Below are 24,501 nucleotides of genomic sequence, written 5' to 3'. Positions count from 1 at the left end.
GGAGGTTTTACAGGCGTTGAGGCGTTTAGGCGTTCCAGAGCCCGTAGGAGTCCGCGAGGTCCGCGATCTTCTGCGCGCGGGCCAGTCGCGGCAGGTAGGAGCCGTCGCCGATGGACGCGCCGGCGGCGTGCGCCTCCAGCATCTCGTGCGCCCAGCTGAGCTCGTCGGTGCTCGGCGAGAGCCCGCGGTTGACGTCCTCGACCTGCGCGACGGACAGGCACAGCTTGCCGGTCATGCCCATCGACGCCGTCGTCTGGCACGCGGCGTGCACCTCGTCGGGGGCCGCCGCGGGCGCCGCGGGACCGTCGATGGCCCCGGGCAGCTTGCCCACGCGCGAGGCCACCACCAGCTTGCCGCGGGCGTAGGCCAGCGCGAGCGGGTCCTCGGAGACTCCGGTGTCCTTGCGGAAGTCGTTGGTGCCGAACGCCAGGCGGAAGGTGCCCGGCGCGGAGGCGATGGCGGTGGCGTTCTCGATGCCGACCGCGGACTCGATGAGCGCCAGTACCGGAGTGCCGGCCTGGAGTCGCATGGCCGTGTAGGTCACCTGCTCCGGCTTCTCCGTCATGGCCAGCATGACCCCGCGCAGCCCCTTGGTCCGCGACAGCGCGGCGAGGTCCTCGGCCCAGAACTCCGTCTCGATCCCGTTGACGCGCACCCAGGCGGTCATTCCGGAGTTGAGCGCCTCGACGACGGCGTCCCGCGCCGCCGCCTTCGCGCCGTCCGGGACCGCGGCCTCCATGTCGAAGATGACCGAGTCCGCCTCCGAGGCCAGCGCCGCCGCGTACGTCTCCGGTTTGGCGGCGTTCACCAGAAGCCAGGAGCGGGACAGTTTCGCGGGCAGAGATGCCGCGCGTCGGTTGCGAAGGGCCATGCCTCCAGCCTACTCACTCCGTCCCGAGGCGTTCCACCACGGGACCTGAAATCCCGGTCTGACCTGCGAATTAACACTCACCGCGTGCCGAACGGCACACGGAGGGGCATGATGGGCGCATGTGGTTCGGATGGATCGAGTTCGATGTCCTGCTCGGCGACGTGCATTCGCTGAAGGAGAAGCGCGCGGCGGTGCGCCCGATCCTCGCCGAGGTGCGCCGACGCTTCGACGTCTCCGCCGCCGAGACGGGGCACCACGACCTCCACCGCCGGGCCGGTCTCGCGGCGGGCCTCGTGGCCGCCGACCGCGCCCACGTGGTGGAGGTGCTCGACGCCGTCGAGCGCCTGGTCGCCTACCGCCCGGAGGTCGAGCTCGTGGCGGCCCGGCGCCGCGTCTACTCCTCCGAGGACGAATAGGCGCGGCGCCTGGCGGACGGGCGGACGGGCGGACGGGCGGACGGGTCAGGCTCCCCCGCGGATCAGGTCCGCGCACCGCTCGCCGATCATCATGGTGGTGATGTTGGGGTTCACGGTCACCAGCTCCGGCATCACGGAGGCATCGGCGACGCGCAGGCCGGTGACGCCCTTGACGCGCAGCTCGGGGTCCAGCGGGGCGTCCGCGTCCGTGGCCGCGCCCATCTTCACCGTGCCAGCCGGGTGGTAGACGGTGTTGTGCGTCTTGCGGATGTAGTCGCGGATCTCTTCGTCGGTCCGCACGTCCGACCCCGGGTACAGCTCCCGGCCCGCCCACTCGGCCATCGCCGGCTGCGCGACGATCTCGCGGGCCTTGCGGATCCCGGCGACCATGACGCGCATGTCGTGGCCCTCGGGGTCCGTGAAGTAGCGCGGGTCCACCCTCGGCTTGTCCCGGTAGTCGCGGCTGCGCAGCCGGACCGTGCCGCGGGACCGCGCGTGCGTGACGTTGGGCGTCAGGCAGAAGCCGTTCTCCGTGGTCGGGTAGCCCTGGCGGAGGGTGTGCATGTCGAACGGCACCGTGCCGTAGTGCATCATCAGGTCCGGGCGGTCCAGCCCCTCCCGCGTGGGTGCGAAGACGCCGATCTCCCACCACTGGGTGGACTGCTCCGCCATGGGCTTCTTCGCCTCCCACTGGATGACGCCCTCGGGGTGGTCCTGCAGGTTCTCGCCAACGCCCGGCGAGTCGACCAGCACGTCGATGCCGTGCTCGGCGAGATGCCCGGCGGGACCGATGCCCGAGAGCATGAGCAGCTTCGGCGAGTCGATCGCCCCCGCGGACAGGACCACCTCGCGGCGCGCGGTCAACGTGTGCGTGTGGCCGAACGAGGAGTCCACCACGTCGACCCCAGTGCAGCGCCGGTCGTCGTCGAAGTTCAGCTCGCGGGCGCGCAGCCCGGTGAGCAGGGTGAAGTTCGGCCGGTCCATGATGGGGTGGATGTAGGACACGGAGCTGGAGGCCCGGGTGCCGTCGGCGCGGCGGTTGATCTGGAAGAAGTTCGCGCCGTTGACCACCGTGCTGCCGTCGTTGAACCGCGCGCGCGGGATGCCGGCCTGCTCGCAGGCGTCCAGCATGGCCACGCCGGACGGATCCGCCGGGGGGATGTTCATCAGGTGTACGGGACCGGAGTCGCCGTGGTGGGGCGCGTCCGGGCCGGCGTCCTCGTTGGTCTCGAGCCGCCGGAACAGCGGGTAGACGGCGTCGGCGTTCCAGCCGGCCGCCCCGTGGACGGACTCCCACTCGTCCAGGTCCTCGCGCGGGGCCCAGAAGGCGATGCAGGAGTTGTGGCTGGAGCACCCGCCCATGACCTTGGCGCGCGCGTGGCGCATGAACGAGTTGCCGTTCTCCTGCGGCTCGATCGGGTAGTCCCAGTCGTAGCCGGACTCCAGGAGCTCCATCCAGCGGTTCAGCTGCAGGATCTCCGGCAGGTCGCGGTCGTCCGGGCCGGCCTCGACGAGGCCCACGGTCACGGCCGGGTCCTCGCTGAGCCGGGCCGCCACGGCGGCCCCCGCGGAGCCGCCCCCGACGACGAGGTAGTCGAAGTCGCGCTCGGTCGGCGCTGCGTTCTGCGTCATGGCGTCACTTTCCCTTTCCGTGGTCCGCAAACCACCCGGTGACCTGCGGCGCGGTGTTCTGGTAGATGTGCTTGGCCTCCTGGTATTCGGCGAGGCCGCTGGGCCCGAGCTCGCGCCCGACGCCGGACTGGCCGAAGCCGCCCCACTCGGCCTGCGGGAGGTACGGGTGGAAGTCGTTGATCCAGATCGTGCCGTGGCGCAGCCTGCCGGCCACGCGCTGGGCCCGGCCCGCGTCCTGGGTCCAGACCGCTCCGGCGAGCCCGTAGTGGGTGTCGTTGGCGGTGGCCACCGCCTCGTCCTCGTCCCCGAACGTCTCGACGGTGACGACGGGCCCGAACGCCTCGTCGACGACCACGCTCATGCCGCGCTCCACACGGTCCAGGACGGTCGGCAGGTAGTACTGCCCGGCCTCCAGGTCACCGTCGCCGGACCGCCCGCCGCAGCGCAGCCGCGCTCCCTCGGCGACGCCGGCGCGCACGTACGCGTCGACCTTCTCCCGGTGCGCGGCGGAGATCAGCGGCCCGGTCTCGGCGCCGTCGTCGAAGGGGCCGCCCAGGCGGATGCCCTCGGCGCGGCGGACCAGCTCGTCCACGAAGCGCTCGGCGATGGACCGCTCCACGATCAGCCGGGCGCCGGCGGAGCAGACCTGGCCGGAGTGCACGAAGGCCGCGTTGAGCGCGTTGTCGACGGCGGCGTCGAAGTCGGCGTCGGCGAACACCACGTTGGGGTTCTTGCCGCCGAGCTCGAGCGCGACCTTCTTCACGGTCGCGGAGGCGGCGGCGGCGATCCGCTTGCCGGTCTCGAGGCCGCCGGTGAAGGAGACCATGTCCACGTCCGGGTGCTCGGACAGCGGCGCGCCGGCCGCGGCTCCGGCGCCCGTGACCAGGTTCGCGACCCCGGCCGGAAGGCCGAGCTCCTCGAAGACGTCCATCATGAGCATCGCGGTCGAGGGCGTCAGCTCGGAAGGCTTGAGCACGAACGTGCAGCCCGCGGCGAGCGCGGGGGCCATCTTCCACGCCGCCTGCAGCAGCGGGTAGTTCCACGGAGTGATCATGCCGCACACGCCGACGGGCTCGTGGACGACGCGGCTGACGACGGCGTTGTCACCGGCGTCGACCACGCGTCCGGCCTCCTGGCCGGCCAGGCGGCCGAAGTACTCGAAGCACGCCGCGATGTCGTCCATGTCGATCCGGCTCTCCACGATGCGCTTGCCGGTGTCCAGCGACTCGGCGCGCGCGAACTCCTCGCGGCGCTCGCGCAGCCGCGCCGCCGTGCGGAGCAGGAGGTCCCCGCGGCGCGGCGCCGGCACCGAGGGCCACACCCCGGAGTCGAACGCGGCGCGAGCGGCGGCGATGGCACGCTCGGTGTCCTCGCGGCCGGCCTCCGAGACCGTGGCGACGACGGCGCCGTCGGCCGGACAGACGATCTCCCGGGTGTCTCCGGAGCGGGCGGCGACCCAGGCCCCGTCGATGTACAGGGACGTGGCGGCGGCGGTGGCCGGTGCGGTGGTCATGGTGTCTCCTTCTCGGCGGTGATCGGTGCGGTGCTGGCGGGGGAGCCGGCCGGGGCGAGGGTCTCCTCGCCGACGGTCTCGTAGTCGGACTCCCACTCCGCCTTGGGGACGACGCTCTCGGCGACCGTGCTGGAAGCCAGCTTCTCCCGGTTCTGGTGCAGGAACTCGAGGTGGACCTCGTAGTGGTCCAGCACGTCGGCGATGACCTGTTCGCGGGAATACCCGGAGAGGTCGTAGCCGTGGCTTCCCTCGAGCGAGAAGACCTCCAGGCGGTAGTACTTCTCGCCCGTTCCGGAGGACTTGGCGTAGGACGGGACGTCGTGCTGGACGGGGTAGACCTGGTACTTGAACACCCGCTCCTCGCCGAGCTCGACGTAGAGGTCCACCGTGTCGATGCCCACGGGCTCCACGACCCCCTCCTCGAGGCGCGCGTCGACACCCTGCTTCACGAGCTCCTCGCGCACCTCCTCCAGCGCGGGGCGCACGACCTCCTCGACGAAGCGCTGCGCCTGGCGGCGGCCGGGGTAGCTCATCGCGCGGGCCAGGCGGTGCCGCCAGCCGCGGCGCGGATCCTGGGCGGCGGAGTCGGCGCGGGACGAGAGCACCCCGGGCAGCCCGGCGCGGAAGCTGGCGGCGAGCGCCGTCTCCAGCCGCAGGGCCTTGTAGAGGCCCAGCATGATGAACAGCAGGACCACGGAGAACGGCAGGCCCATGATCACGGTCGCGCTCTGCAGGGTCGGCACGCCGCCGACCAGCAGCATGGCCAACGTGAGCAGCCCGGTGGTCATGGCCCAGAAGATCCGCAGCCACTTGGGGCCGTCGGCGTCGGCGTCCTTGAGGTGGGAGGTGAAGTTGCTCATCACCAGGGCGCCGGAGTCGGCGCTGGTCACGTAGAAGAGCAGCCCGGTGAAGGTGGCCACGGCGGCGCTGAGCGGTGCCGCCGGGTACTGCTCGAGCAGCCCGTAGAACGCCCGCTCCGGGGTGCTCATGGCCATCTCTCCGAACGCGGCGTTGCCGTTCATGACCAGGTCCAGCGCGCTGTTGCCGAAGATGGAGATCCACAGCAGGATGAACGCGAACGGGACCACCAGGACGCCCGTGACGAACTCGCGGATGGTGCGCCCGCGGGAGATGCGGGCGAGGAAGAGGCCGACGAACGGGGCCCAGGCGATCCACCACGCCCAGAAGAACAGGGTCCAGGAGTTCAGCCAGGCGTCCGGTCGGTCGTAGGCGAACGTGTCCAGCGCCATCCCGGGGAACCGGGAGAGCGTGTCGCCGATGTTCTGGATGATCGCGTCGAAGAGGAAGGTGGTCTTCCCGGCCAGCAGGACGAAGAGCATGAGCGCGACGGCCAGCACCACGTTCAGCTCGGAGAGCCGGCGGATGCCCTTCTCCACGCCGCTGACGACGGACACCGTGGCCATCGCCACCGCCACGGCGATCAGCGCGATCTGGACGGCCGTCGTCTCCGGGACGCCGAACATGAAGTTCAGCCCGTAGTTCAGCTGCGCGACGCCGATGCCCAGGCTCGTGGCGATGCCGAAGATGGTGCCGAGCATCGCGGCGATGTCGACGGTGTCGCCGATCCGGCCGTGGATGCGCTTGCCCAGAATCGGGTACAGCGCGGAGCGGATGCTCAGCGGGAGGTTGTGCCGGTAGGCGAAGTAGCCCAGGGCCAGGCCCATGAGGGCGTACAGGCCCCAGCCGAGGATCCCGTAGTGGAACAGCGTCCAGACCATGGCCTGCCGCGCGGCGGCGACGTCGCCGCCCTCGCCCGTCGGGGGCTCGAGGAACTGCGTGACCGGCTCGGCGACCGAAAAGAACATCAGGTCGATCCCGATGCCGGCGGCGAACAGCATGGCGGTCCAGGTGAACAGGTTGAACGCGGGCCGCGAGTGGTCCGGGCCCAGCCGGGTCTTGCCGACCTTGCTGACGGCCACGCCGATGACGAAGGCGAGCACCAGGACCACGATCAGCGAGTAGTACCAGCCGAAGGTGGAGCCGACCCAGGTCACCACGGTGCCGATCACGGCGTCCGCGGACCCGCGGTCGAGGATGGCCCACAGGGCGATGGCGAGGATGCCGGTCGCGGAGCCGAAGAAGACGGTCTTGTTGACGCGCGAGCGTTCCTGCGTGCCGGGCGGCGCGGTCTGGGTGTCGGCGGGGTTCATGTTCGTCCTTGCATCGAGGCTGGAATCGTACAGAGCGGAGGGTCCGCCCCTTCACGCCGGTGGCCGCGGACCAGTTGGCAACGCTAACAAAGCACCGCGCCGGTACCCACCGCGCCCCGATCGCCGTATACCACACCATAGGGCGTGACCAACGCCACGGCCGTGTGTGGCCGGCCTCTCACGCGAAGCCGGCCACCGCCGTCGTGCATTCGCCGGGCCGCCGGGCGTCAGTGCCGCGAGGCCTCGCCGACCGCGCGCGCCACGGCGTCCGCGACGCGCGGGTCCAGCGGCGACGGGACGATGTAGTCGGCGCTGAGCTTGTCCTCGGCCAGCGCCGCGATCGCCCGCGCGGCGGCGATCTTCATCTCCGGGGTGATGCGCCGGGCGCCGGCGTCCAGCGCGCCGCGGAAGATGCCCGGGAAGGCCAGGACGTTGTTGATCTGGTTCGGGAAGTCGGAGCGCCCGGTCGCGACGACCGCGGCGTGGCGGGCGGCGACGTCGGGCATGACCTCCGGGTCCGGGTTGGACAGCGCGAAGATGATCGCGTCGTCGTTCATGCCCGCGAGGTCCTCCTCGGCGACCTTCGAGGAGGAGACGCCCACCAGCACGTCCGCGCCCTCGAGCGCCTGGCGGATGCCGCCGATGACGTTGTCCCGGTTGGTCTTGGCCGCGTACCGGGCCTTGATGGCGTTCAGGTCGTCGCGCTCGCGGTGGATGGTTCCCTTCGAGTCGACCAGCAGCACGTCGCCGGCCCCGGCGTTGACCAGGATCTCCGCGATCGCGATCCCCGCCGCGCCCGCACCGCTGACCACGACGCGCAGGTCGGCCAGCGTCCGGCTCGTGACCTTCGCGGCGTTGGTCAGCGCTGCCAGGACGACGACGGCGGTGCCGTGCTGGTCGTCGTGCATCACCGGGCAGTCCAGCGCCTCGATGAGCCGCTCCTCCAACTCGAAGCAGCGCGGCGCCGCGACGTCCTCGAGGTTGACCGCGCCGAAGCTGGGACGCAGCCGGACGAGGGTCTCGACGATCTCGTCGACGTTGGTCGTGTCCAGCACCAGCGGAATGGAGTTCAGGCCGCCGAAGGTCTTGAACAGGGCCGACTTGCCCTCCATCACGGGCAACGAGGCCGCGGCGCCGATGTTGCCGAGCCCGAGCACCGCGGTGCCGTCGGAGACGACGACGACGAGGCGCGAGGCCCACGTGTGCGTGGCGTGGCGGGACGGGTCCGCCGCGATGGCCCGGGACACCTGGGCGACGCCGGGCGTGTACGCGATGGAGAGGGCGCGCTTGGAATCCAGCGGCATGGTGGACTCGACGGACAGCTTCCCGCCCTCGTGGGCGGCGAAGATCTCGCGGTCGGTGATGGGGGCGGTGGCGGGCTGGGGTCCTGCGGTGGCGGTGGGCATGGGTACTCCTGGGGAGGGGGTCTCTGGTCTGACGGCGGGCCTGGCGCGGGTTCCGCGGGAATCGCCTCCGCCGATGGTGGGGCGACGGGCATTCCTGCCTCGCTCTGCGCGGGCCGGCCAGGGATGGTGGCGCGCGGCTCGTTCGCAGTGGTCAGTACTTTCTTTAGACCTGCGTCCCACGGTAGGCCATGCACGGGCTCCTGAGAAGAAGCCGACCGATCTTTAAGGGCCGCGCGGCCCGCCCGGCGTGCGTGCGCCGGGGGTTTGCGTGGCGCACAATGTGTCCATGACACCGCATCCCGTGGGCCCCGACGAGCTGGGACCCGACCACGTTGACCTCAGCATCTCCGCCCGCGTGCTGGCGGACAAGCTGCCGGCGGGCTTCGTCGTCGGCGCCGCGACCAGTTCCTACCAGGTGGAGGGCGCCGTCCATGCGGACGGGCGCGGACCGAGCGTGTGGGACACCTGGCTGCGGGACCGTTCGGTGACCGTGGACCGGTCCACGGCCGACGACGCGGTGGACCACTACCGCCGCATGCCGCAGGACGTGGCGCTCATGGGGGAGCTGGGCTTGGACGCGTACCGCTTCTCCGTCGCCTGGCCGCGGATTTTTCCGGACGGGGGATCCCGGCCGAACCGGCGCGGGCTGGACTTCTACCACCGGCTCCTGGATGAGCTGGAGCAGCACGGCCTTGCCCCCATGTTGACCGCCTTCCACTGGGACACGCCGCAGCACCTCGAGGACGACGGCGGGTGGATGTCCCGGGACACGGCCCTGCGCTTCGCGGACTACGCGGCGGTGCTGGGCCGGGAGTACGGCGAGCGCGTGCGCTGGTGGTGCACCATCAACGAACCGGCCACGGTGGCCGGCAACGGCTACGGCAGCGAGCTGCACGCCCCGGCGCGGAACGCGGGGGTCGGCGCGTTGCGCGCGGCCCACCACCTGCTCCTGGGGCACGGGCTGTCCGTGCAGGCGCTGCGCGCCGAGGGGGTGCGCGGGGCCATCGGGATGTCCAACGTGCACTCCCCCGCGGAGCCGGCCAATCCGGACAGCGTGCTGGACCGCGCCGCCGCGGAGGTCATCGAGACCGCGACGAACCGCCTCTTCGCGGATCCCGTGCTGCTGGGGACCTATCCGACGGCGGTCCACGCGGCCGCCCGCGTGGCCGGCCTGAAGATCCGCGACGGCGACCTGGAGACCATCAGCCAGCCGCTCGACTTCTACGGCCTGAACTACTACATGCCCACGCTGGTCGCCGCGGGCTCCGGAGACGACGGTCCGCTGCCCGCCTCGCTGGTGCTGCCCTCGGGCGGCGACGCGGAGGGCGGCCGCAGCCCGCTGCACATCGTGGAGTGGCCCGATGTCCGGCGCACCGCCTACGGCTGGCCGGTCGTCCCGGACCACCTGGGCGTGATGCTGGCGCGCATGAGGGACCGCTACCCGGACCTTCCCCCGGTCTACATCACCGAGGGCGGCGCCAGCTTCGACGAGAGCCCGGGGCCGGACCCGGAGACGGGCGTGGTCCAGGTGCACGACACCCGCAGGGCCGAGTACCTCGGCGACCACCTGACCGCGGCGCTGGACGCCGTCGGGCCGGGCGGGCACGCCGAGGGCGTGGACCTGCGCGGCTATTTCGTCTGGACGCTGATGGACAACTGGGAATGGGCGGCCGGCTACCGGCAGACGTTCGGGCTGGTGCACGTGGACCGCGCGACGATGGCCCGCACCCCCAAGGCCTCCTACCACTGGCTGCGGAAGGTCCTGCAGCACCGGCGCCGGCAAGAGACTCCGGCGAAATCCACCGCGGCGGGCGCCGCCACGGCATGATGGGGGCATGCCCTCGGAAACCACCGCGCTGACCCACACCACGCACCACGAGGCCCTCACCCCGGACGACGCCGCGCGGCTGGCGGACGCCCTCGGGGAGTCCCCGGACGCCACCGTGTTCGTGAACGGCACCGCGGTCCGTCTCCCGGAGGCGGCGGCCGGAGCGGTCGCGGACCTGCTCGCGCGCCTGGCGCGCGGCGAGGCGGTGACGCTGAGCACCAGCGAGCGGTTGCTCAACACCTCGCAGGCCGCCCGCCTCGCGGGGGTCTCCAACACGTACATGCGCCGGCTGACCGACGCGGGGACGATCCCCGTCGAATACCGCGGCAGCCACCGCCGCGTCCGACCCCGGGACGTGCAGGCCTGGCTGGATGCGCGCGCCGCGGAGAAGGCCGCCGGCGCGGAGCCCAGCCCGAGCGAATCCGCGACGTAGGCCGGCGAGGCCGACGCCCGCGCGCTGTGGGTCCGCGAAGGCGCGTCTCCGCGGATCCGCGGAGACGCGTGCGCCGCGGATCCGCGGCCTATGCGGCGGAGCCGACGCGTCCTACAGTGTGGTCTGACGCTGCGGAGGCGGCGCCAGCGACCCCAGGAGCGCGACATGACCCCACATCTCCTCCGATCGGCCCCCCTCCTGTGTGTCGCGACCCTGGCGCTCGCCGCCTGCGCGGGCCAGCCCCCGGGCGGCAGCGGTGCGCCCGCGCCGTCGTCGGCACCGGCCGCCTCCGGGGGCACCGGCTCCGCATCCGCCCCCGCGGCACCGCCCGGAACGGGGTCGCGGTCCGGTTCCACGACCGCCGCCCTGCCCTCGACCATGCCGTCCGGCACGACCGGCGCGGCCTCGCCGTCGGGCTCCTCTCGGCGCAGTCCCGCGACCGCCGCGCTGACCGTGTACTACGTGGCGGTCGGCGACGCCGGCGTCTCGGGTCCCGAGATCGGCTGCGGCGACTCCCTGGTGGCGACGCAGACCGAGCCGGTCACGTTCACCCACCAGGTGGAGGCAGCGATCACGCGGCTCCTCGCCGACCGGGACCGGACGCACGGCGAGTCGGGTCTGGTGAACTCGCTGTACCAGTCCACGCTCGACTACGTCTCCTCGTCCGTGGAGGGGGACACGGTGACGGTCGAGCTGACCGGGGAACCCCGCTCGGGCGGGGTCTGCGACGATCCGCGCATCCAGGAACAGCTGCGGCACACGGCCAAGGCCGCGGCGGGCGCGAACGAGGCGGTGATCCTCATCGACGGCGAACCGATCGAGGAGGCCATGAGCCTGAAGTGACCCCGGGAGGCGCTATTCGTATGAAAACAGCCGTTGCCTATCAAGCAACATCCGGGCGCCGGGTTGCTAGGATGTGTCGGTGAGCACACCTACCAACGAGTCCCCCGTGGGCGAGCGGCCCCTCCCGACCAACGAGGCCGAGCTGGCGCTCGCGCGCGCCGCGGCGGCCCACCGCCATGAGAGCCTCTACTCGGAGCGCGCGGCCAACATCAAGCAGTCCGCCGTCCGCGACGTCTTCGAGATCTCGCTGCGTCCAGGGCTCGTCTCGCTCGCGGGAGGCAACCCGTTCCTGCAGTCGCTGCCGCTGGAGAAGATCGGCGGCATGGCCTACCGGATCATCACGGAGGACGGACTGGCGGCCCTGCAATACGGCGGCGGCCAGGGCACGGAGGAGCTCCGCGCCCAGATCTGCGAGGTGATGGCCGAGGAGGGCATCACGGACGCGCGGCCCGAGAACGTCGTGGTCACCACGGGTTCCCAGTCGGCCCAGGACGTCGCTTGCAAGGTCTTCTGCGATCCGGGCGACGTGGTGCTCTGCGAGGACCCGACGTACGTGGGGGCGCTGAACACCTTCGAGGCGCACCAGATCGACGTCGTGCCCGTCGCCATGGACGCGCACGGGCTGGTCCCGGAGGAACTCGAGGCGCGGATCGCCGAGCTGCAGGCCGCCGGGCGGTCCGTCAAGTTCCTCTACACGATCCCCAACTTCAACAACCCGTCGGGCATCTCGCTGGCGCCGGAGCGCCGCCAGCGGATCGTGGACATCTGCCGCGACGCCAACATCCTGGTGCTCGAGGACAACCCGTACGGCCTGCTGAAGTTCGATGGCACCCCGCACCCCACCCTGCGCGCCGGGAACCCGGAGGACGTCCTCTACATGGGGTCCTTCTCGAAGATCCTGGCCCCGGGACTGCGGATCGGCTGGGCGCTGGTCCCGGAGCACCTCCTGCGCCGGTTCTACCTGGCCAGCGAGGCCGTGACGCTCTGCCCGCCGACGTTCAACCAGCTGCTGATCAGCGCCTATCTCGACGAACACGATTGGCGCGGGCAGATCGCCACGTACCGCTCGCTGTACGCCGAGCGCTGCGCCGCGATGCTCGAGTCCCTGGCGGACTTCATGCCGGAGGGCGTGGAATGGACGACGCCGGACGGCGGCTTCTTCGTCTGGGTGACCCTGCCGGAGGGCATCGACACCTATCCCCTGCTGCAGCCGGCGATCGAGGCCGGCGTGGTCTTCATCCCGGGCGCGGCCTTCAGCCCCGGCGACGAGCCGAGCAACAAGCTGCGGCTGGCGTTCAGCGCCGTCGCCACGGACAAGATCCGCGAGGGCGTTCGCCGGCTGGCGCCGGTCCTGGAGCGGGCGGTCTCGGCCGCGCGGTAGCCGGCCCGGCGGACGGCAGCCGGCCGGGCGCCGGCCCGGCGATCGCCGGCCGGCCGCTCCCGGCCGCGGCGGCCAGCCGTCGAAAAAAGACCGGGTCCCGTCCCGGGATCCGGCGGTAAAATGGAGGCGAGGGCCCCCGGGTGGACGTGATCGGCGTGAAAACCGCTTCCGTACCGGAGGCCCTCGCTGGTGTGCCCCGGTGCGGGGCGCCCGCCCGCCCGGGCGAACCGCGCCGGGCGGCGCGGTTCCCCGGGGCTGGCGGCTCGGCGCCTAGGCGTCGACGGCGATCGCGGTGATGACCGGGCTGCGGCGGTAGGTGCGCTTCATCCACACGGTGACGGCGTCGGCGATGACCTGCTCCGGGTCGCGGTTCTTCGCGCCGGCGAGCGCGCGCTCGACCGCCGCGACGGCCGGCTTGAAGTCGGCCGGCTCGTGGACGAAGCCGCGCGGGAAGAACTCGGGATCCTCCACCAGCTTGTTCGTGCGCGGATCGATGATCGCCAGCACGGTGATCGTGCCGTCCTCGGCCAGCTGGATCCGCTCCTGCAGCGACTCCTCCGTGGCCTTGCCGACGACCCCGTCCTCGACGTACACGTAGCCGGCGGGGATGCGGCCGGAGATCCGGGCCTGTCCCTTGTGCAGGTCGATCGTGACGCCGTCCTCGGCGATGAGGACCGACTTCGGGTCCACGCCGGTGCGGATCGCGAGCTCGGCGTTGGCCCGCAGGTGGCGGTGCTCGCCGTGGACGGGCATGACGTTGCGCGGCTTGATGATGTTGTAGCAGTAGACCAGCTCGCCGGCGCTGGCGTGGCCGGACACGTGCACCTTGGCGTTGCCCTTGTGCACGACGGTCGCGCCAAGCTGCGTCAGCGAGTTGATGAGACCGTAGATCGCGGTCTCGTTGCCCGGGATCAGCGAGCTGGCGAGCAGCACGGTGTCGCCGTCGTTGATGTTGATGACGTGGTCGCGGTTGGCCATGCGGGCCAGCGCCGCCATCGGCTCGCCCTGCGAGCCGGTGCACACGAAGACCGTCTTGTTGTCCGGCATCTTCTCGAGCGCCTTGAAGTCGACGAGCAGGCCCTTGGGCACGTTGAGGTAGCCCAGCTCGCGCGCCGTCGTCATGTTGCGCACCATCGAGCGTCCCACGAACGCCACCTTGCGGCCGTGCTCCTGCGCCGAGTCCAGGATCTGCTGGATCCGGTGGATGTGGCTGGCGAAGCTGGAGACGATGATGCGGCGCGGAGCCTTGCGGAACACCTCGTCGATGGCGGGGGCCAGGTCCTTCTCCGAGGTCGTGAAGCCCGGGACGTCGGCGTTGGTCGAGTCCGTGAGGAACAGGTCGACGCCCTCGGCGCCGAGGCGCGCGAAGCCGGCGAGGTCGGTGATGCGGTTGTCCAGCGGGAACTGGTCCATCTTGAAGTCGCCCGTGTGCAGCGCCATGCCGGCGCCGGTGCGGATGGCCACGGCCAGGCCGTCGGGGATGGAGTGGTTGACGGCGACGAACTCGAGGTCGAACGGCCCCATGGTCGTGCGGTCGCCCTCCTTGACCTCGATGGTCTTCGGGGTGATGCGGTGCTCCTTGAGCTTGGCCTTGATGAAGGCCAGGGTGAGCTTGGAACCGATCAGCGGGATGTCCCGGCGCTCGCGGAGCAGGTATGGGACGCCGCCGATGTGGTCCTCGTGGCCGTGCGTCAGCACGACGCCGACGACGTCGTTGATGCGGTCGCGGATCGCGGTGAAGTCGGGGAGGATGACGTCGACGCCCGGGTGCACCTCTTCCGGGAAGAGCACGCCGCAGTCCACGATCAGGAGCTTGCCCCCGAATTCGAAGACGGTCATGTTGCGGCCGATTTCACCGAGTCCGCCGAGGGCGACGACGCGCATGGCGCCGTGGGCGAGCTTGGGTGGGGTGGACAGTTCGGCGAGTGACTTCGTCATGTGTTCGCTTTCCTCAGCAGTGGTGTGGATGGTGGTGGGACGGGCCGCAGGGTGGTCCCTGCCGTCCGGATCCGCTGGTGTTTCGAGTAGTTGGGGTGCATCGGCTCGGGCGCGACTGCGTACCCGACGGGCCGCGGTGGGCCGGCGGCACCGGTGGATTGCACCGAAAGTGAAGGGCGGCGTGGAACGCGCCGCGCGCAAGAGAGCATTACCGGCGATTCTACCGCCCCGCCGGAACAGTCCTCTAATCGTCCGCCGGATGTTGCCGGAGGAGGGGCGTGGCGGACCGCTCGAACACCCACGGCAGCGAGGTGATGTCCAGCCGGTGCCGCGCCGCCGCCGCGCCGGGGGAACCGCCGGGGGAACCGCCGGGGCCGACGTCGTACGCCGCGTCGCCCGCCCAGGCGATCACCTCGCGGCCGCTGGGCTCCTCGATCCGGCGGCTGTGGAAGACGGCCCGCTCGCCGGAGGCGGCCTCCCCCAGGGCGTGGCCGACGCTGCGGGCGCCGAGCAGGCCCCGGAGGGTCACCCACGTCGGCACGACGAGGCTCATGCCGCCCCGTCCGTGCCGTTCCAGGGCCTCGGCGGGGGCGATCCACCGGTGGTCCACGTGCTCGTCCGGGCTCAGGGCGATGTCCCCCTCCGGGGAGCGCGCCAGGAAGAACCACGTGCGCAGCCGCTTCGGCGCCTCGACCGGCGGGACCCAGACCGAGAGCGGCACCAGTTCACCGGCGTCGGGACGCAGGCCCGTCTCCTCGTCGGTCTCCCGGACCCCCGCCCGGCGCGCGGCCGCCTCGACGTCCGGTTCTCCCTCCGACGCGGCGGCGCCGCGCCCGCGCCGCCCGGCCGTCTCGCCCCGATAGTCCCCGGGATCCACATGGCCTCCGGGGAAGACCCACGCGCCCGCGAAGGAGCCCCGGTGGCCGGGCCGCTCGAGCAGCAGCGCCTCGACCCCGGCCCTCCCCTCGCGCAGCAGGACGACGGTCGCCGCGTCGCCGTGGAGTTCTCCGGGGGGCCGTGCTGGGGTGTCCATGCCACTACTGTAGGACGCCGCCGGGGCGCGGGCCGGGCCGCCCACTGGGTGGGCCGCCGCCGGTGTGCTGTGATGGGTGGATGCGCATCGACTACGACGCCGGGTCGCTGGACCCGCGGGACACCTACCGCCTGCTCACGTCGCTCATCGTCCCGCGGCCGATCGCCTGGGTGTCCACGATGGACGGCGACGGCGTCGCGAACCTGGCGCCACATTCGTTCTTCACGGTCGCGTCCTCGGACCCCGGGATCGTGCAGTTCACCTCCGTCACCCGCAAGGACACCCTGCGCAACATCGAGGCGACGGGGGAGTTCGTGGTCAATGTGGCGCCGGCCAAACTGCTCAAGCAGGTCAACGCGACGGGCACGGGCTTCCCCCACGGCACCAGCGAGTTCACCGAGGCGGCGGTGCGCACCGAGCCCAGCCTCACGGTGGCGCCGCCGCGCGTCGCGGACTCCCCCGCGGCGATGGAGTGCCGGCTGCACCAGGTGGTGCCGGTCGGCAACTCCTTCCTGGTCCTCGGCCTGGTCACCCACGTGGCCGTCGACGCGTCGGTCCTGGACGGGCACGGACACCCGGAGCCCCAACTGCTGGACCCGCTGGCCCGCCTGGGCGGCAACGGGTGGTCCACGCTCGGCGAGGTGCTGCGCGTCGACCGCATTCGGCTGGCCGACTGGAACAGCGGCAAGCGCTGATCCGGTGCGCCGGCGGTGGATCCTGTCAGGCGCCGGGCCCCCGGTAGGGGACGCCGTGGGTGTCGAACTCCTCGATCTGCCAGACCATCCACGGACTGAACGCCCACGGGGCCGCGAGGGCCGCGGTGCGCACGTCCTCCGGGCGGGCCCACTGGAACTCGGCGACCTCGCTGTCCAGCGGCCGCGGCTCGGACGCCGCGCGCGCCGTGTAGACCGGGCAGTACTCGTGCTCGACGATGCCGGAGGCGTCCACGGCGCGGTACGTGAATTCCGGGAGGACCATCTCCAGGGTCCCGAGCTCCAGGCCCAGTTCCTGGCGGACGCGACGGCGCACGGCCTCGTCCATGTCCTCCCCGGGTCCCGGGTGTCCGCAGACCGAGTTGGTCCACACCCCCGGCCACGTCGCCTTGGACAGGGCGCGCCGGGTCACCAGAACGCGACCCTCGGCGTCGAAGATGTGGCAGGAGAACGCCAGGTGCAGCGGGGTGTCCTTCGTGTGGACGGTGGCCTTGGGCGCGGTCCCCACGGGGCGGAACACGTCGTCGAGCAGGACCACGCTCTCCACCGCGGACCCCTCCGCGTCGCCGGCGCCGCTCGGGGTTCCGTCCGCGGCTGGCGCGTTCAACCGTTCAGTCATGCCGGCTCTCCTTAGTAGTCCGTACCGGCCACTTTATCCGACCTCCCGGCGGCCGCCCGGGCCGGCTCAGGTGTCGTCGGAGCCGAACCCGACCGGCAGCGCGGCCGCGACCCAGACGCTGCCGTCCTTGGCGCTGGCGACGGTGAAGACCAGGGAGCCGCGGCCGGAGCCCGGGTCCTCGAAGGCGATCTCGCCGGTGAACGGGCCGAGGTCCGGTCCGCCGCTGCCGACGACGTTGCCCTCGCCGAGGGGCTCGTCGGACCCCCAGCCGTGGACGGCAACCTGCACGACACCCTCGAAGGCGCGGGCCCTGCCCTGCACGAGGACCGGGGATGCGATGGACTCGGCGGCTTCCGGGACCGAGACCTCGATCTCGGACGTCGCCGCCCCGATCGTGTACCAGTTTCCGTCGCTCATCTGCCTGACCATCACCGTGGTGACCGGCCCGTCCGCCGCGGCCTTGACCTCGAATTCCCCGGAACGGCTGTCCCCCTGCATGAACTCCCCGATGATCGGATCGGTGAAACCCACGAGGTCCTCCGCGAAGCCGGTGGCGGCGGAGAGCGGCTCGGTGTAGGCGACGCCTCCCGCCGGGTCCGGCCAGACGACGTTGGCCGCCTCCGCCTCGTTCAGGTCCCCGGTTCCGGGCGTGCCCGTCGCGGACGGATCGGGGGATTCCGAACCCGAGGGTGAGCCGCTGGAGGACGGTGAGGCGGACGCGCTCGTGGACGAGGACGAGCCGGTGGGCGAGGCGCTGCCGGACGGGGAGCCGCCCGGAGGGGCCGCGGGCGGCGCGTTCAGCAGCAGGACGATCCAGATGACCGCCGCCAGCAGCAGCGCGCCCAGGACGACGAGTGCGATCCGTTGACCCTTGCCCGACGCGGTGCCCGCTTCCCGTTCCATGCGCGCAGGCTACCACCCGTCCCCGCGTTTCACTAGGCATCTTCCTCGGCACGCGGCGGCACGGCCCGTCGGCCGAACCACTACTCCAGCAGCAGCGCCGGCTCCTCCATGATGGCCGCGACGTCGGCCATGAACCGCGCGGACAGGTCGCCGTCGACCACCCGGTGGTCGAAGCTGCCGCCGAGCGTCGTGATCCAGCGGGGCACCACCTCGCCGGAAACCACCCACGGCTTGAGCTTGATCGTCCCGAAGGCGACGATCGCGACCTCCCCGGGGTTGATGATCGGGGTGCCGATGTCGATGCCCAGCGCGCCGATGTTGGTGATGGTCAGCGTGCCGTCCCGCATGTCCTCGGGCCGGGTCTTGCCCTCCCGCGCGGTGGCCGCGAGCCGGTTCAGCTCGACGGCGAGCTCGCGCAGGCTGAGGTCCTGGGCCTCCTTGATGTTGGGCACCAGGAGCCCGCGCGGGGTCGCCGCCGCGATGCCGAGGTTCATGAAGTGCTTCACCCGGATCTCCGAGCCGTGCTCGGTGTCCACCCAGCTCGCGTTGACGCTGGGATTGCGCGCCGCCGCCCAGACGACCGCCTTGGCCAAGATCAGCAGCGGCGACACCTTGATGCCCTCGAAGTCGCGGCTCTTCTTCAGCCGCTGCACGAACTCCATGGTGCGCGACGCGTCCACGTCGACGAAGATGCTGACGTGCGGGGCGGAGAACGCCGAGTCGACCATCGCCTTGGCCGTGGCCTTGCGCACGCCGCGGACGGGGACCTGCTCGATCCGGCTGTCCAGTGGGGCCTCGCGCGAGGCCCAGAACGTCGGTGCCGCGGCCTGCTCGGCCTCGCGCTGGGCCTGGTAGGACAGCAGGTCCCCGCGGGTCACCTCGCCGCGGCCGCCCGTGGCGGGGACCTCGCGCAGGTCGATGCCGAGTTCCTTGGCGATCTTCCGGACCGGCGGCTTGGCCAGCACCCGTCCGATGAACGCCGGAACCCGTGGCCGCGGCGGGATGCCGCGCGACGGCGCCGTACCGGCCGGGGCCGCGGGATCCGCGGCGGGATGGGTGCCGGCATCCCTCGCCGTGGACTGGGCCGGGGCGGACGGTGCCGGTGCAGACGGTGCCGGTGCGGCCTGCGGCACGGACGTGGGTCCTTGCGTCGAAGGACGGCCCTGGCGCGGGCGGCGGCGGACCGGATCGGCCTTCGGTCCGGAACCGACGAGCGGGCCGGGGGCCACCTCGTCGTCCCCGACGGCTGCGGCGGCGGGCGCGGCGTCCTCCAGTCCCGTGGCGGGCACGGCCGGCGTCGCGTCGTCGTCGTCGGCACCGCCCGCGGCACTGCCCGCTGCTTCGGACGCCGCCGTCGACGCGGGGGCGGCGGGCTCCCCCGCGGCCGTCCCCTCGCTCACGGAGAACAGCGGCGCGCCGACCGCGAGCGTCTCCCCCTCGGCCGCGTGCAACTCGGTGACGACGCCGGCGAAGGGGCTGGGCAGCTCCACCAGCGACTTCGCCGTCTCGATCTCGACGAACACCTGGTTCACCACGACGTCGTCGCCGGGCTTGACCTTCCAGGAGACGACGTCGGCCTCGGTCAGGCCTTCGCCGACGTCGGGAAGATGGAAGGTGCTCATGGGTGCCTCCTCGGGCGGGGACTGCGGGGTGGACGGTGGGCCTGCGCCCGGCGGCTAGTAGGCGAAGGAGCGGTCCAGCGCCTCGAGCAGCCTGTCGATGTCCGGGAGGTACTGCTCCTCCACCTTCGCCACCGGATAGGGCATGTGGAAGCCGCCGACGCGGATGACGGGGGCCTCCAGGGACAGGAAGGCCCGCTCGGAGACGCGGGCCGCGATCTCGCCGCCGATGCCCCCGAAGGTCGGCGCCTCGTGGGTGACAACGAGGCGCCCCGTCTTGCGCACGGAGTCAACGACGGCGTCGAAGTCGATGGGGCTGATCGAGCGCAGATCGATCACCTCGACGTCGCGCCCGTCCTCGGCGGCCGCCTCCGCGGCGGCGAGCGCGACGGGAACCAAGGGCCCGTAGGCCACGATCGTGGCGTCCGCGCCCTCGCGCACGACCTGGGCCCGGAACGCGTCCGGCGCGGGGTTCTCCGTGTCGACCTCGCCCTTGAGCCAGTACCGGCGCTTCGGCTCGAAGAAGACGACGGGATCCTGGCAGGCGGCGGCCTGCTGGATCATCCAGTAGGCGTCGTTCGCGTTGGACGGGGTGATGATCCGCAGGCCCGCCGTGTGGGCGAACAGCGCCTCCGGGGACTCCGAGTGGTGCTCGATGGACCCGATGCCCCCGCCGTAGGGGATCCGGATGACCACCGGGGCGCCGAACCGCCCCTCCGCGCGGGCGCGCATCTTGGCCAGCTGCGTGGTGATCTGGTTGAACCCGGGGAACACGAAGCCGTCGAACTGGATCTCGGCGATCGGCGCGTAGCCGCGCAGCGCGAGCCCGATGCTGGTGCCGATGATCGCGGATTCGGCCAGCGGCGAGTCGACCACGCGGTCCTCGCCGAAGTCGGCGAGGAGGCCGTCGGTGATGCGGTAGACCCCGCCCAGCCGCCCGATGTCCTCGCCGATGAGCAGCGACTTCGGATTCTCCTCCAGCACGCGACGCAGCCCGGCCGTCAGGGCCTTCGCGATGGTCATGGTGGTCATCGCGCGTCCTCCCCCGCGGTGGTTCCGGCGTCCGGGGCGGCGCCGTCGTCGAACCCGGCCTCGTACTCGCGGTGCCAGCGCAGCTCCTCCTGGATCAGCGGGTGGGCCTCGGCGTAGACGTTGCCGAACGACTGCGCGAGCTCGGGCGGCTCGAAGGCCAGCGCCTCCCGCCGCACGCGCGCCGCCATCGCGTCCCCGTCCGCGGCGACCCGCGCGAAGAAGTCGTCGTCGGCGTGGCCCTCGGCGCGCAGGTGCTTCTCGAGCCGGCTGATGGGGTCCTTCTCGACCCAGGCCCGCTCGTCGGCGCCGAGCCGGTACTTGGTCGGGTCGTCCGCCGTCGTATGCGCGCTCATGCGGTAGGTGTACGCCTCGATGAGCGCCGGGCCGTCGCCGCGGCGGGCGCGCTCGAGGGCCCATCGAGTGACGGCCAAAACGGCCAGGACGTCGTTGCCGTCGACGCGGACGCCCGGGAAGCCGTACCCCCGGGCGCGGTCCGCCAGGGGGACCCGCGACTGCACGTGGAACGGGACGGAGATGGCCCACTGGTTGTTCTGGCAGAAGAACACGACGGGCGACGTGTAGCTGGCCGCGAAGACCATGGACTCGTGGACGTCGCCCTCGGACGACGCCCCGTCGCCGAAGTAGGCGACGACGGCGGTGCCGTCCTTCTCGAGGCGGGCGCGGTCCCACCCCGCCTGGTCGCGCTGGACGCCCATCGCGTAGCCCGTGGCGTGCGGCATCTGCGCCGCGAGAACCATCGTGTACATGTGGAAGTTGTTCTCCCGGGGGTCCCAGCCACCGTTGGAGATGCCGCGGAAGATGCGCAGCATCTGCGGGAAGTCCACGTCCCGGGTCAGGGCGACGCCGTGTTCGCGGTAGGTCGGGAAGATGTAGTCCTGGGGCCGGGTGGCGCGGCCCGATCCGATCTGCGCCGCCTCCTGGCCGCGTAGCGGGACCCACAGGGCCAGCTGCCCCTGGCGCTGGAGGGCGGTCGCCTCCTCGTCGAAGCGCCGGGTCAGGGCCATGTCCCGGTAGAACCCGCGCAGCATCTCGGCGTCGACGTCCGCGACATAGGGCGAGTACTCGGCATCGCTCCGCAACGCGCCGTCGGGGCCCAGCAGCCGCACCATCTCCGGATCTGCGAGGTCCGGATCGGCGTGTCCGGAGGCCTCCGGGTCGGTGACTTCCTGCCGGGTCGACGTCATGCGCTACTGCCCTCCACTAAGAAATATGCCCCCCGCGGCATGCATTCCGCGGGGGGCATATGACGGAAATACCTCACCAGCCTACTGGCCGGGCCGCTTCCGTCCCCGTTCTGTTACCGACTAGGAAACTCCGGGGCCCTTTGGATAGTTGCTACAAAGCTCGAGGAAGCGGGTGTTGGCCTCCTCCTCCCCGATGCTGACGCGGATCCCTTCGTTCCCGAAGGCCCGCACGGACAGGGCCCGCTCGGCGGCGAGGCGGGTGAACTCCGGGGTGTTGTCCCCGAGGTCGAGCCACACGAAGTTGCCCTGCGCGTCGGGCACCTGCCAGCCCAGGGCGCGCAGCCCCTCCGTCACGCGCGTCCGCTCGTCGACGAGGGTTTGTACCCTTTCGACAACGTCGGCGTGGTTCTCCAGCGAGGCGACGGCGGCCTTCTCCGCCAGCGACGACACCGCGAACGGCGTCGCCATCACGCGCAGGTACGCCGTGATGTGCGGCTGGGACACCGAGTAGCCGACCCGGAGGTTGGCGAGGCCGTGCGCCTTGGAGAATGTGCGCAGCACCACGACGTTGGGGTGCTTGCGGTACATCTCGATGCCCTCGACCGCGTCGGCCTGCCGGACGAACTCGATGTAGGCCTCGTCGATGACGACCAGCACGTTGCGCGGCACCCGGGCGATGAAGTCCTCGACCTCCGCGCGGGAAAGGGCCGGACCCGTCGGGTTGTTCGGGGTGCACAGGAGGACGACGGACGTGCGGTCGTTCACGGCGGCCGCCATCGCGTCGAGGTCGTGGCGGCCGTCCGCCAGCAGGGGGACCTGCACGGAGACCGCGCCGGTGGTCCCGACGCAGATCGGATAGGCCTCGAAGGAGCGCCAGGCGTAGACGACCTCGTCCGGGACGCCGTCGTCGTTCTGGCCCGCGAAGGTCTGCAGGATCTGGTTCAGGGCACCCAGGCTGCCCGCCCCCGTGACGATGTCCTCGGCGGGGACGCCGAGGAAGCCGGAGAGCGCCGCGCGCAGCCGGGTGGCCAGCGGGTCCGGGTACCGGTTGTAGTCGACGCCTTCGCGGATGGCGTCGAGGACCGCGGGGACGGGCGGCATGGGGTTCTCGTTGGACGAGAGCTTGTAGGAGGTCAGGCCGTCGATGGCGGCCGGGGGTTTCCCGGCGGCGTACTTGGGAAGGCGGTCCAGCACGGGACGCGGTTGCACCTCGTTGGGCGTGACGGAATTCTCAGTGGTCATGCCCACAAGCCTAACGCCGGGCCGGCACGCGCAGCCGCTCCGGATCCGGGGGCTTCCCCGGGGCCACCCGCCCTCACCGTCTCCCCGGAACGCTGTGAATAACGGTTTCTCCAATGGAAACGTGGGCCGACCTCGTCGGAAACGCGGGGTTGGGAGGGTGGAACCCAACGATCCCGAACACCAGGAGGTACCGATGGGTCCCGTCGAGCAACTCACGGCCGACGCCCGCGACCGCGCGCCGGTCCACGCCCCGGCCGCGACCGGGCATGCCGCGTCGGACACCGCGCCCGCGTTGGCCATGCGCCCCGGCCGCTGGATCGACAATTGGGACGCGGAGGACGCCCGCTTCTGGAACGGGATCGGACGGACCACGGCATCCGTGAACCTCAAGTGGTCGATCTTCTGCGAGTTCCTCGGTTTCGTCGTCTGGCAGCTGTGGTCCATCGTCGCCATCTATCTGCCGGCGGCCGGCTTCGACCTGACCACCTCCCAGGTCTTCTGGCTCATCTCGATGCCGAGCCTCGTGGGGGCGACCCTGCGCGTCCCCTACACCTTCATGGTCCCCCGCTTCGGCGGGCGCAACTGGACGGTCGTCTCGGCACTCCTGCTCCTGCTCCCCGCGGGGGGCCTGGCCTGGGCGGTGTCGGACCCGTCGACCCCCTTCTGGGTCATGCTCACCCTCGCTGGCATGGCCGGCTTCGGCGGCGGCAACTTCGCCAGCTCGATGGCCAACATCACGTACTTCTACCCGGCCCGCGAGAAGGGCTGGGCGCTGGGCCTGAACGCGGCGGGCGGCAACCTCGGCGCCTCCGTCGCGCAGCTGGTGGTCCCCCTGGCCGTGACGGCCTTCGCCGCCGGCTCGCTGAACCTGCCCCTGGCCGGGCTGGTGTGGATCCCCCTGATCCTGGTCGCCGCCTGGGGAGCGCGGCGGCACATGCACAACCTCAGCCACGCCAAGGGCGACGCCGCCGGCTCGCTCGCCGCGCTGCGCGAGCCTCACCTGTGGGTCATCGCGGTGTTGTACATCGGCACGTTCGGCTCGTTCATCGGCTTCTCCGCGGTCTTCCCGAAGCTCATCAAGGACACCTTTCCCGAGTTCTCGTCCTTCGCCGTCGCCGGGGCGTCCCTGTCGCTGGCGTTCCTCGGTCCGCTCGTCGGGTCGCTGGCCCGGCCGATCGGCGGCCGGCTGGCCGACCGCGTCGGCGGCGCCCGGATCACGGTGTGCGCCTTCGCCGTCATGGCGGCGATCACGGTGGCCGTCACCGCGGTGCTTCCGCTGGGGAACTTCTGGCTGTTCCTGGCGCTCTTCATCGCGCTGTTCACGGCGAGCGGCGTCGGCAACGGCTCCACCTACCGGATGATCCCCACGGTCTTCTCGCTGCGCCGGACCGCGGCCGCGGCCATGGGGGCGCGCGGAGCAGCGGACGCGGAGGCGGACGGGAACGCGGAAGCGGACGGGCGCCGGACCTCCGCCGCGCCGGTGTCCCCAGAACGGCAGGCCTCCGCGGCCCTCGGGCTGGTCTCGGCCATCGGGGCCTACGGCGGCTTCCTGATCCCGCAGGCCCTCGGCGCCTCGGCGGGAGCGACCGGGGCCTACACGGCGGCGTTCTCCGGGTTCGTCGCCGCGTATCTGGGCATGCTCGCGCTGACCTGGTTCTGCTACCTGCGCCCGGGCACCGCGTTCGCCCGGCAGGGGGTGTAGC

The 24,501-nt window shown here is 71.8% G+C and carries 20 protein-coding genes; 7 read left to right on the top strand and 13 right to left on the bottom strand.

All coding sequences use genetic code 11. From position 1 onward, the window contains the following. Positions 1-25: 25 nt before the first annotated feature. Positions 26-871, bottom strand: coding sequence for an HpcH/HpaI aldolase/citrate lyase family protein (locus ACETWP_RS03290; protein WP_373970767.1), 846 nt, complete (start codon positions 869-871; stop codon positions 26-28). Positions 872-990: 119 nt separating this feature from the next. On the opposite strand from ACETWP_RS03290, the gene ACETWP_RS03285 reads away from it, so the two are divergent. Beyond that, a complete protein-coding gene (locus tag ACETWP_RS03285; protein ID WP_373970766.1) occupies positions 991-1,287 on the top strand; it encodes a DUF503 domain-containing protein in 297 nt (98 codons plus the stop codon). A 45-nt stretch (positions 1,288-1,332) separates the two neighbouring features. Here ACETWP_RS03285 and ACETWP_RS03280 read toward each other — a convergent pair whose 3' ends face one another. The 4 genes from ACETWP_RS03280 to ACETWP_RS03265 all read right to left on the bottom strand — a co-directional run bounded on the left by ACETWP_RS03280 (position 1,333) and on the right by ACETWP_RS03265 (position 8,009). After that, the gene (locus ACETWP_RS03280; RefSeq protein WP_373970765.1) at positions 1,333-2,919 is read right to left on the bottom strand and encodes a GMC family oxidoreductase; all 1,587 of its coding nucleotides are present in this window, start codon (positions 2,917-2,919) and stop codon (positions 1,333-1,335) included. 4 nt (positions 2,920-2,923) lie between these two features. After that, positions 2,924-4,432 carry an aldehyde dehydrogenase family protein gene (locus tag ACETWP_RS03275; protein WP_373970764.1) on the bottom strand — a complete coding sequence of 503 codons (1,509 nt, stop codon included), beginning with the start codon at positions 4,430-4,432 and terminating at the stop codon, positions 2,924-2,926. Then, complete coding sequence (gene betT, locus ACETWP_RS03270) at positions 4,429-6,603, bottom strand: choline BCCT transporter BetT (RefSeq protein WP_373970763.1); 2,175 nt, start codon at positions 6,601-6,603, stop codon at positions 4,429-4,431. Before betT ends, ACETWP_RS03275 begins: the two co-directional genes overlap by 4 nt. A gap of 227 nt (positions 6,604-6,830) precedes the next feature. Next, positions 6,831-8,009, bottom strand: coding sequence for an NAD(P)-dependent malic enzyme (locus tag ACETWP_RS03265; protein ID WP_373970762.1), 1,179 nt, complete (start codon positions 8,007-8,009; stop codon positions 6,831-6,833). 286 nt (positions 8,010-8,295) lie between these two features. Between ACETWP_RS03265 and ACETWP_RS03260 the strand changes: the two genes are divergently transcribed. From ACETWP_RS03260 to ACETWP_RS03245, 4 genes are all read left to right on the top strand, one after another. Continuing rightward, complete coding sequence (locus tag ACETWP_RS03260) at positions 8,296-9,837, top strand: glycoside hydrolase family 1 protein (RefSeq protein ID WP_373970761.1); 1,542 nt, start codon at positions 8,296-8,298, stop codon at positions 9,835-9,837. 7 nt (positions 9,838-9,844) lie between these two features. Then, positions 9,845-10,270 (top strand): helix-turn-helix domain-containing protein, encoded by a 426-nt coding sequence (locus ACETWP_RS03255; protein ID WP_373970760.1) that lies wholly within the window; start codon positions 9,845-9,847, stop codon positions 10,268-10,270. Between the two features lie 165 nt (positions 10,271-10,435). Then, positions 10,436-11,113: a GerMN domain-containing protein gene (locus tag ACETWP_RS03250; protein ID WP_373970759.1), complete on the top strand. Its 678-nt coding sequence runs from the start codon at positions 10,436-10,438 to the stop codon at positions 11,111-11,113. A 106-nt stretch (positions 11,114-11,219) separates the two neighbouring features. Continuing rightward, positions 11,220-12,494 (top strand): aminotransferase-like domain-containing protein, encoded by a 1,275-nt coding sequence (locus tag ACETWP_RS03245; protein WP_373971015.1) that lies wholly within the window; start codon positions 11,220-11,222, stop codon positions 12,492-12,494. Positions 12,495-12,764: 270 nt separating this feature from the next. Here ACETWP_RS03245 and ACETWP_RS03240 read toward each other — a convergent pair whose 3' ends face one another. Continuing rightward, entirely contained in the window at positions 12,765-14,432 is a 1,668-nt protein-coding gene (locus tag ACETWP_RS03240) for a ribonuclease J (protein ID WP_373970758.1), read from the bottom strand. Positions 14,433-14,676: 244 nt separating this feature from the next. Continuing rightward, entirely contained in the window at positions 14,677-15,465 is a 789-nt protein-coding gene (locus tag ACETWP_RS03235; protein WP_373970757.1) for an NUDIX hydrolase, read from the bottom strand. 80 nt (positions 15,466-15,545) lie between these two features. Between ACETWP_RS03235 and ACETWP_RS03230 the strand changes: the two genes are divergently transcribed. After that, positions 15,546-16,160 carry a flavin reductase family protein gene (locus ACETWP_RS03230; RefSeq protein ID WP_373970756.1) on the top strand — a complete coding sequence of 205 codons (615 nt, stop codon included), beginning with the start codon at positions 15,546-15,548 and terminating at the stop codon, positions 16,158-16,160. A gap of 25 nt (positions 16,161-16,185) precedes the next feature. Here the strand turns inward: ACETWP_RS03230 and idi are convergent, their stop codons facing one another. From idi to hisC, 6 genes are all read right to left on the bottom strand, one after another. Then, positions 16,186-16,797 (bottom strand): isopentenyl-diphosphate Delta-isomerase, encoded by a 612-nt coding sequence (idi, locus tag ACETWP_RS03225; RefSeq protein ID WP_373970755.1) that lies wholly within the window; start codon positions 16,795-16,797, stop codon positions 16,186-16,188. 66 nt (positions 16,798-16,863) lie between these two features. Continuing rightward, entirely contained in the window at positions 16,864-17,700 is an 837-nt protein-coding gene (locus ACETWP_RS03220) for a Gmad2 immunoglobulin-like domain-containing protein (protein ID WP_373970754.1), read from the bottom strand. 80 nt (positions 17,701-17,780) lie between these two features. Next, positions 17,781-19,322, bottom strand: a complete 1,542-nt coding sequence (locus ACETWP_RS03215) for a dihydrolipoamide acetyltransferase family protein (protein ID WP_373970753.1) — start codon at positions 19,320-19,322, stop codon at positions 17,781-17,783. Positions 19,323-19,376: 54 nt separating this feature from the next. Beyond that, positions 19,377-20,351 (bottom strand): alpha-ketoacid dehydrogenase subunit beta, encoded by a 975-nt coding sequence (locus ACETWP_RS03210; RefSeq protein WP_373970752.1) that lies wholly within the window; start codon positions 20,349-20,351, stop codon positions 19,377-19,379. Continuing rightward, positions 20,348-21,556 (bottom strand): pyruvate dehydrogenase (acetyl-transferring) E1 component subunit alpha, encoded by a 1,209-nt coding sequence (pdhA, locus tag ACETWP_RS03205; RefSeq protein ID WP_373970751.1) that lies wholly within the window; start codon positions 21,554-21,556, stop codon positions 20,348-20,350. The genes ACETWP_RS03210 and pdhA overlap by 4 nt, the downstream gene beginning before the upstream one ends. 120 nt (positions 21,557-21,676) lie before the next feature. Beyond that, on the bottom strand, positions 21,677-22,798 hold the full coding sequence (hisC, locus tag ACETWP_RS03200) for a histidinol-phosphate transaminase (RefSeq protein WP_373970750.1): 1,122 nt from the start codon (positions 22,796-22,798) through the stop codon (positions 21,677-21,679). A gap of 193 nt (positions 22,799-22,991) precedes the next feature. Here hisC and ACETWP_RS03195 point away from each other — a divergent pair, with 193 nt between their 5' ends. After that, the gene (locus ACETWP_RS03195) at positions 22,992-24,500 is read left to right on the top strand and encodes an MFS transporter (protein ID WP_373970749.1); all 1,509 of its coding nucleotides are present in this window, start codon (positions 22,992-22,994) and stop codon (positions 24,498-24,500) included. Position 24,501 lies beyond the last annotated feature (1 nt).

Source organism: Arthrobacter halodurans (assembly GCF_041877255.1).
In the GTDB taxonomy this organism is placed as follows: domain Bacteria; phylum Actinomycetota; class Actinomycetes; order Actinomycetales; family Micrococcaceae; genus Arthrobacter_N; species Arthrobacter_N halodurans.
This window is presented reverse-complemented; position numbering and strand designations above follow the sequence as displayed.

Bases quoted from the DNA above. Each gene is read 5' to 3' on its own strand.
- ACETWP_RS03290 (WP_373970767.1), bottom strand. From the start codon at position 871: ATGGCCCTTCGCAACCGACGCGCGGCATCTCTGCCCGCGAAACTGTCC.
- ACETWP_RS03285 (WP_373970766.1), top strand. From the start codon at position 991: ATGTGGTTCGGATGGATCGAGTTCGATGTCCTGCTCGGCGACGTGCAT.
- ACETWP_RS03280 (WP_373970765.1), bottom strand. From the start codon at position 2,919: ATGACGCAGAACGCAGCGCCGACCGAGCGCGACTTCGACTACCTCGTC.
- ACETWP_RS03275 (WP_373970764.1), bottom strand. From the start codon at position 4,432: ATGACCACCGCACCGGCCACCGCCGCCGCCACGTCCCTGTACATCGAC.
- betT (WP_373970763.1), bottom strand. From the start codon at position 6,603: ATGAACCCCGCCGACACCCAGACCGCGCCGCCCGGCACGCAGGAACGC.
- ACETWP_RS03265 (WP_373970762.1), bottom strand. From the start codon at position 8,009: ATGCCCACCGCCACCGCAGGACCCCAGCCCGCCACCGCCCCCATCACC.
- ACETWP_RS03260 (WP_373970761.1), top strand. From the start codon at position 8,296: ATGACACCGCATCCCGTGGGCCCCGACGAGCTGGGACCCGACCACGTT.
- ACETWP_RS03255 (WP_373970760.1), top strand. From the start codon at position 9,845: ATGCCCTCGGAAACCACCGCGCTGACCCACACCACGCACCACGAGGCC.
- ACETWP_RS03250 (WP_373970759.1), top strand. From the start codon at position 10,436: ATGACCCCACATCTCCTCCGATCGGCCCCCCTCCTGTGTGTCGCGACC.
- ACETWP_RS03240 (WP_373970758.1), bottom strand. From the start codon at position 14,432: ATGACGAAGTCACTCGCCGAACTGTCCACCCCACCCAAGCTCGCCCAC.
- ACETWP_RS03235 (WP_373970757.1), bottom strand. From the start codon at position 15,465: ATGGACACCCCAGCACGGCCCCCCGGAGAACTCCACGGCGACGCGGCG.
- ACETWP_RS03230 (WP_373970756.1), top strand. From the start codon at position 15,546: ATGCGCATCGACTACGACGCCGGGTCGCTGGACCCGCGGGACACCTAC.
- idi (WP_373970755.1), bottom strand. From the start codon at position 16,797: ATGACTGAACGGTTGAACGCGCCAGCCGCGGACGGAACCCCGAGCGGC.
- ACETWP_RS03220 (WP_373970754.1), bottom strand. From the start codon at position 17,700: ATGGAACGGGAAGCGGGCACCGCGTCGGGCAAGGGTCAACGGATCGCA.
- ACETWP_RS03215 (WP_373970753.1), bottom strand. From the start codon at position 19,322: ATGAGCACCTTCCATCTTCCCGACGTCGGCGAAGGCCTGACCGAGGCC.
- ACETWP_RS03210 (WP_373970752.1), bottom strand. From the start codon at position 20,351: ATGACCACCATGACCATCGCGAAGGCCCTGACGGCCGGGCTGCGTCGC.
- pdhA (WP_373970751.1), bottom strand. From the start codon at position 21,556: ATGACGTCGACCCGGCAGGAAGTCACCGACCCGGAGGCCTCCGGACAC.
- hisC (WP_373970750.1), bottom strand. From the start codon at position 22,798: ATGACCACTGAGAATTCCGTCACGCCCAACGAGGTGCAACCGCGTCCC.
- ACETWP_RS03195 (WP_373970749.1), top strand. From the start codon at position 22,992: ATGGGTCCCGTCGAGCAACTCACGGCCGACGCCCGCGACCGCGCGCCG.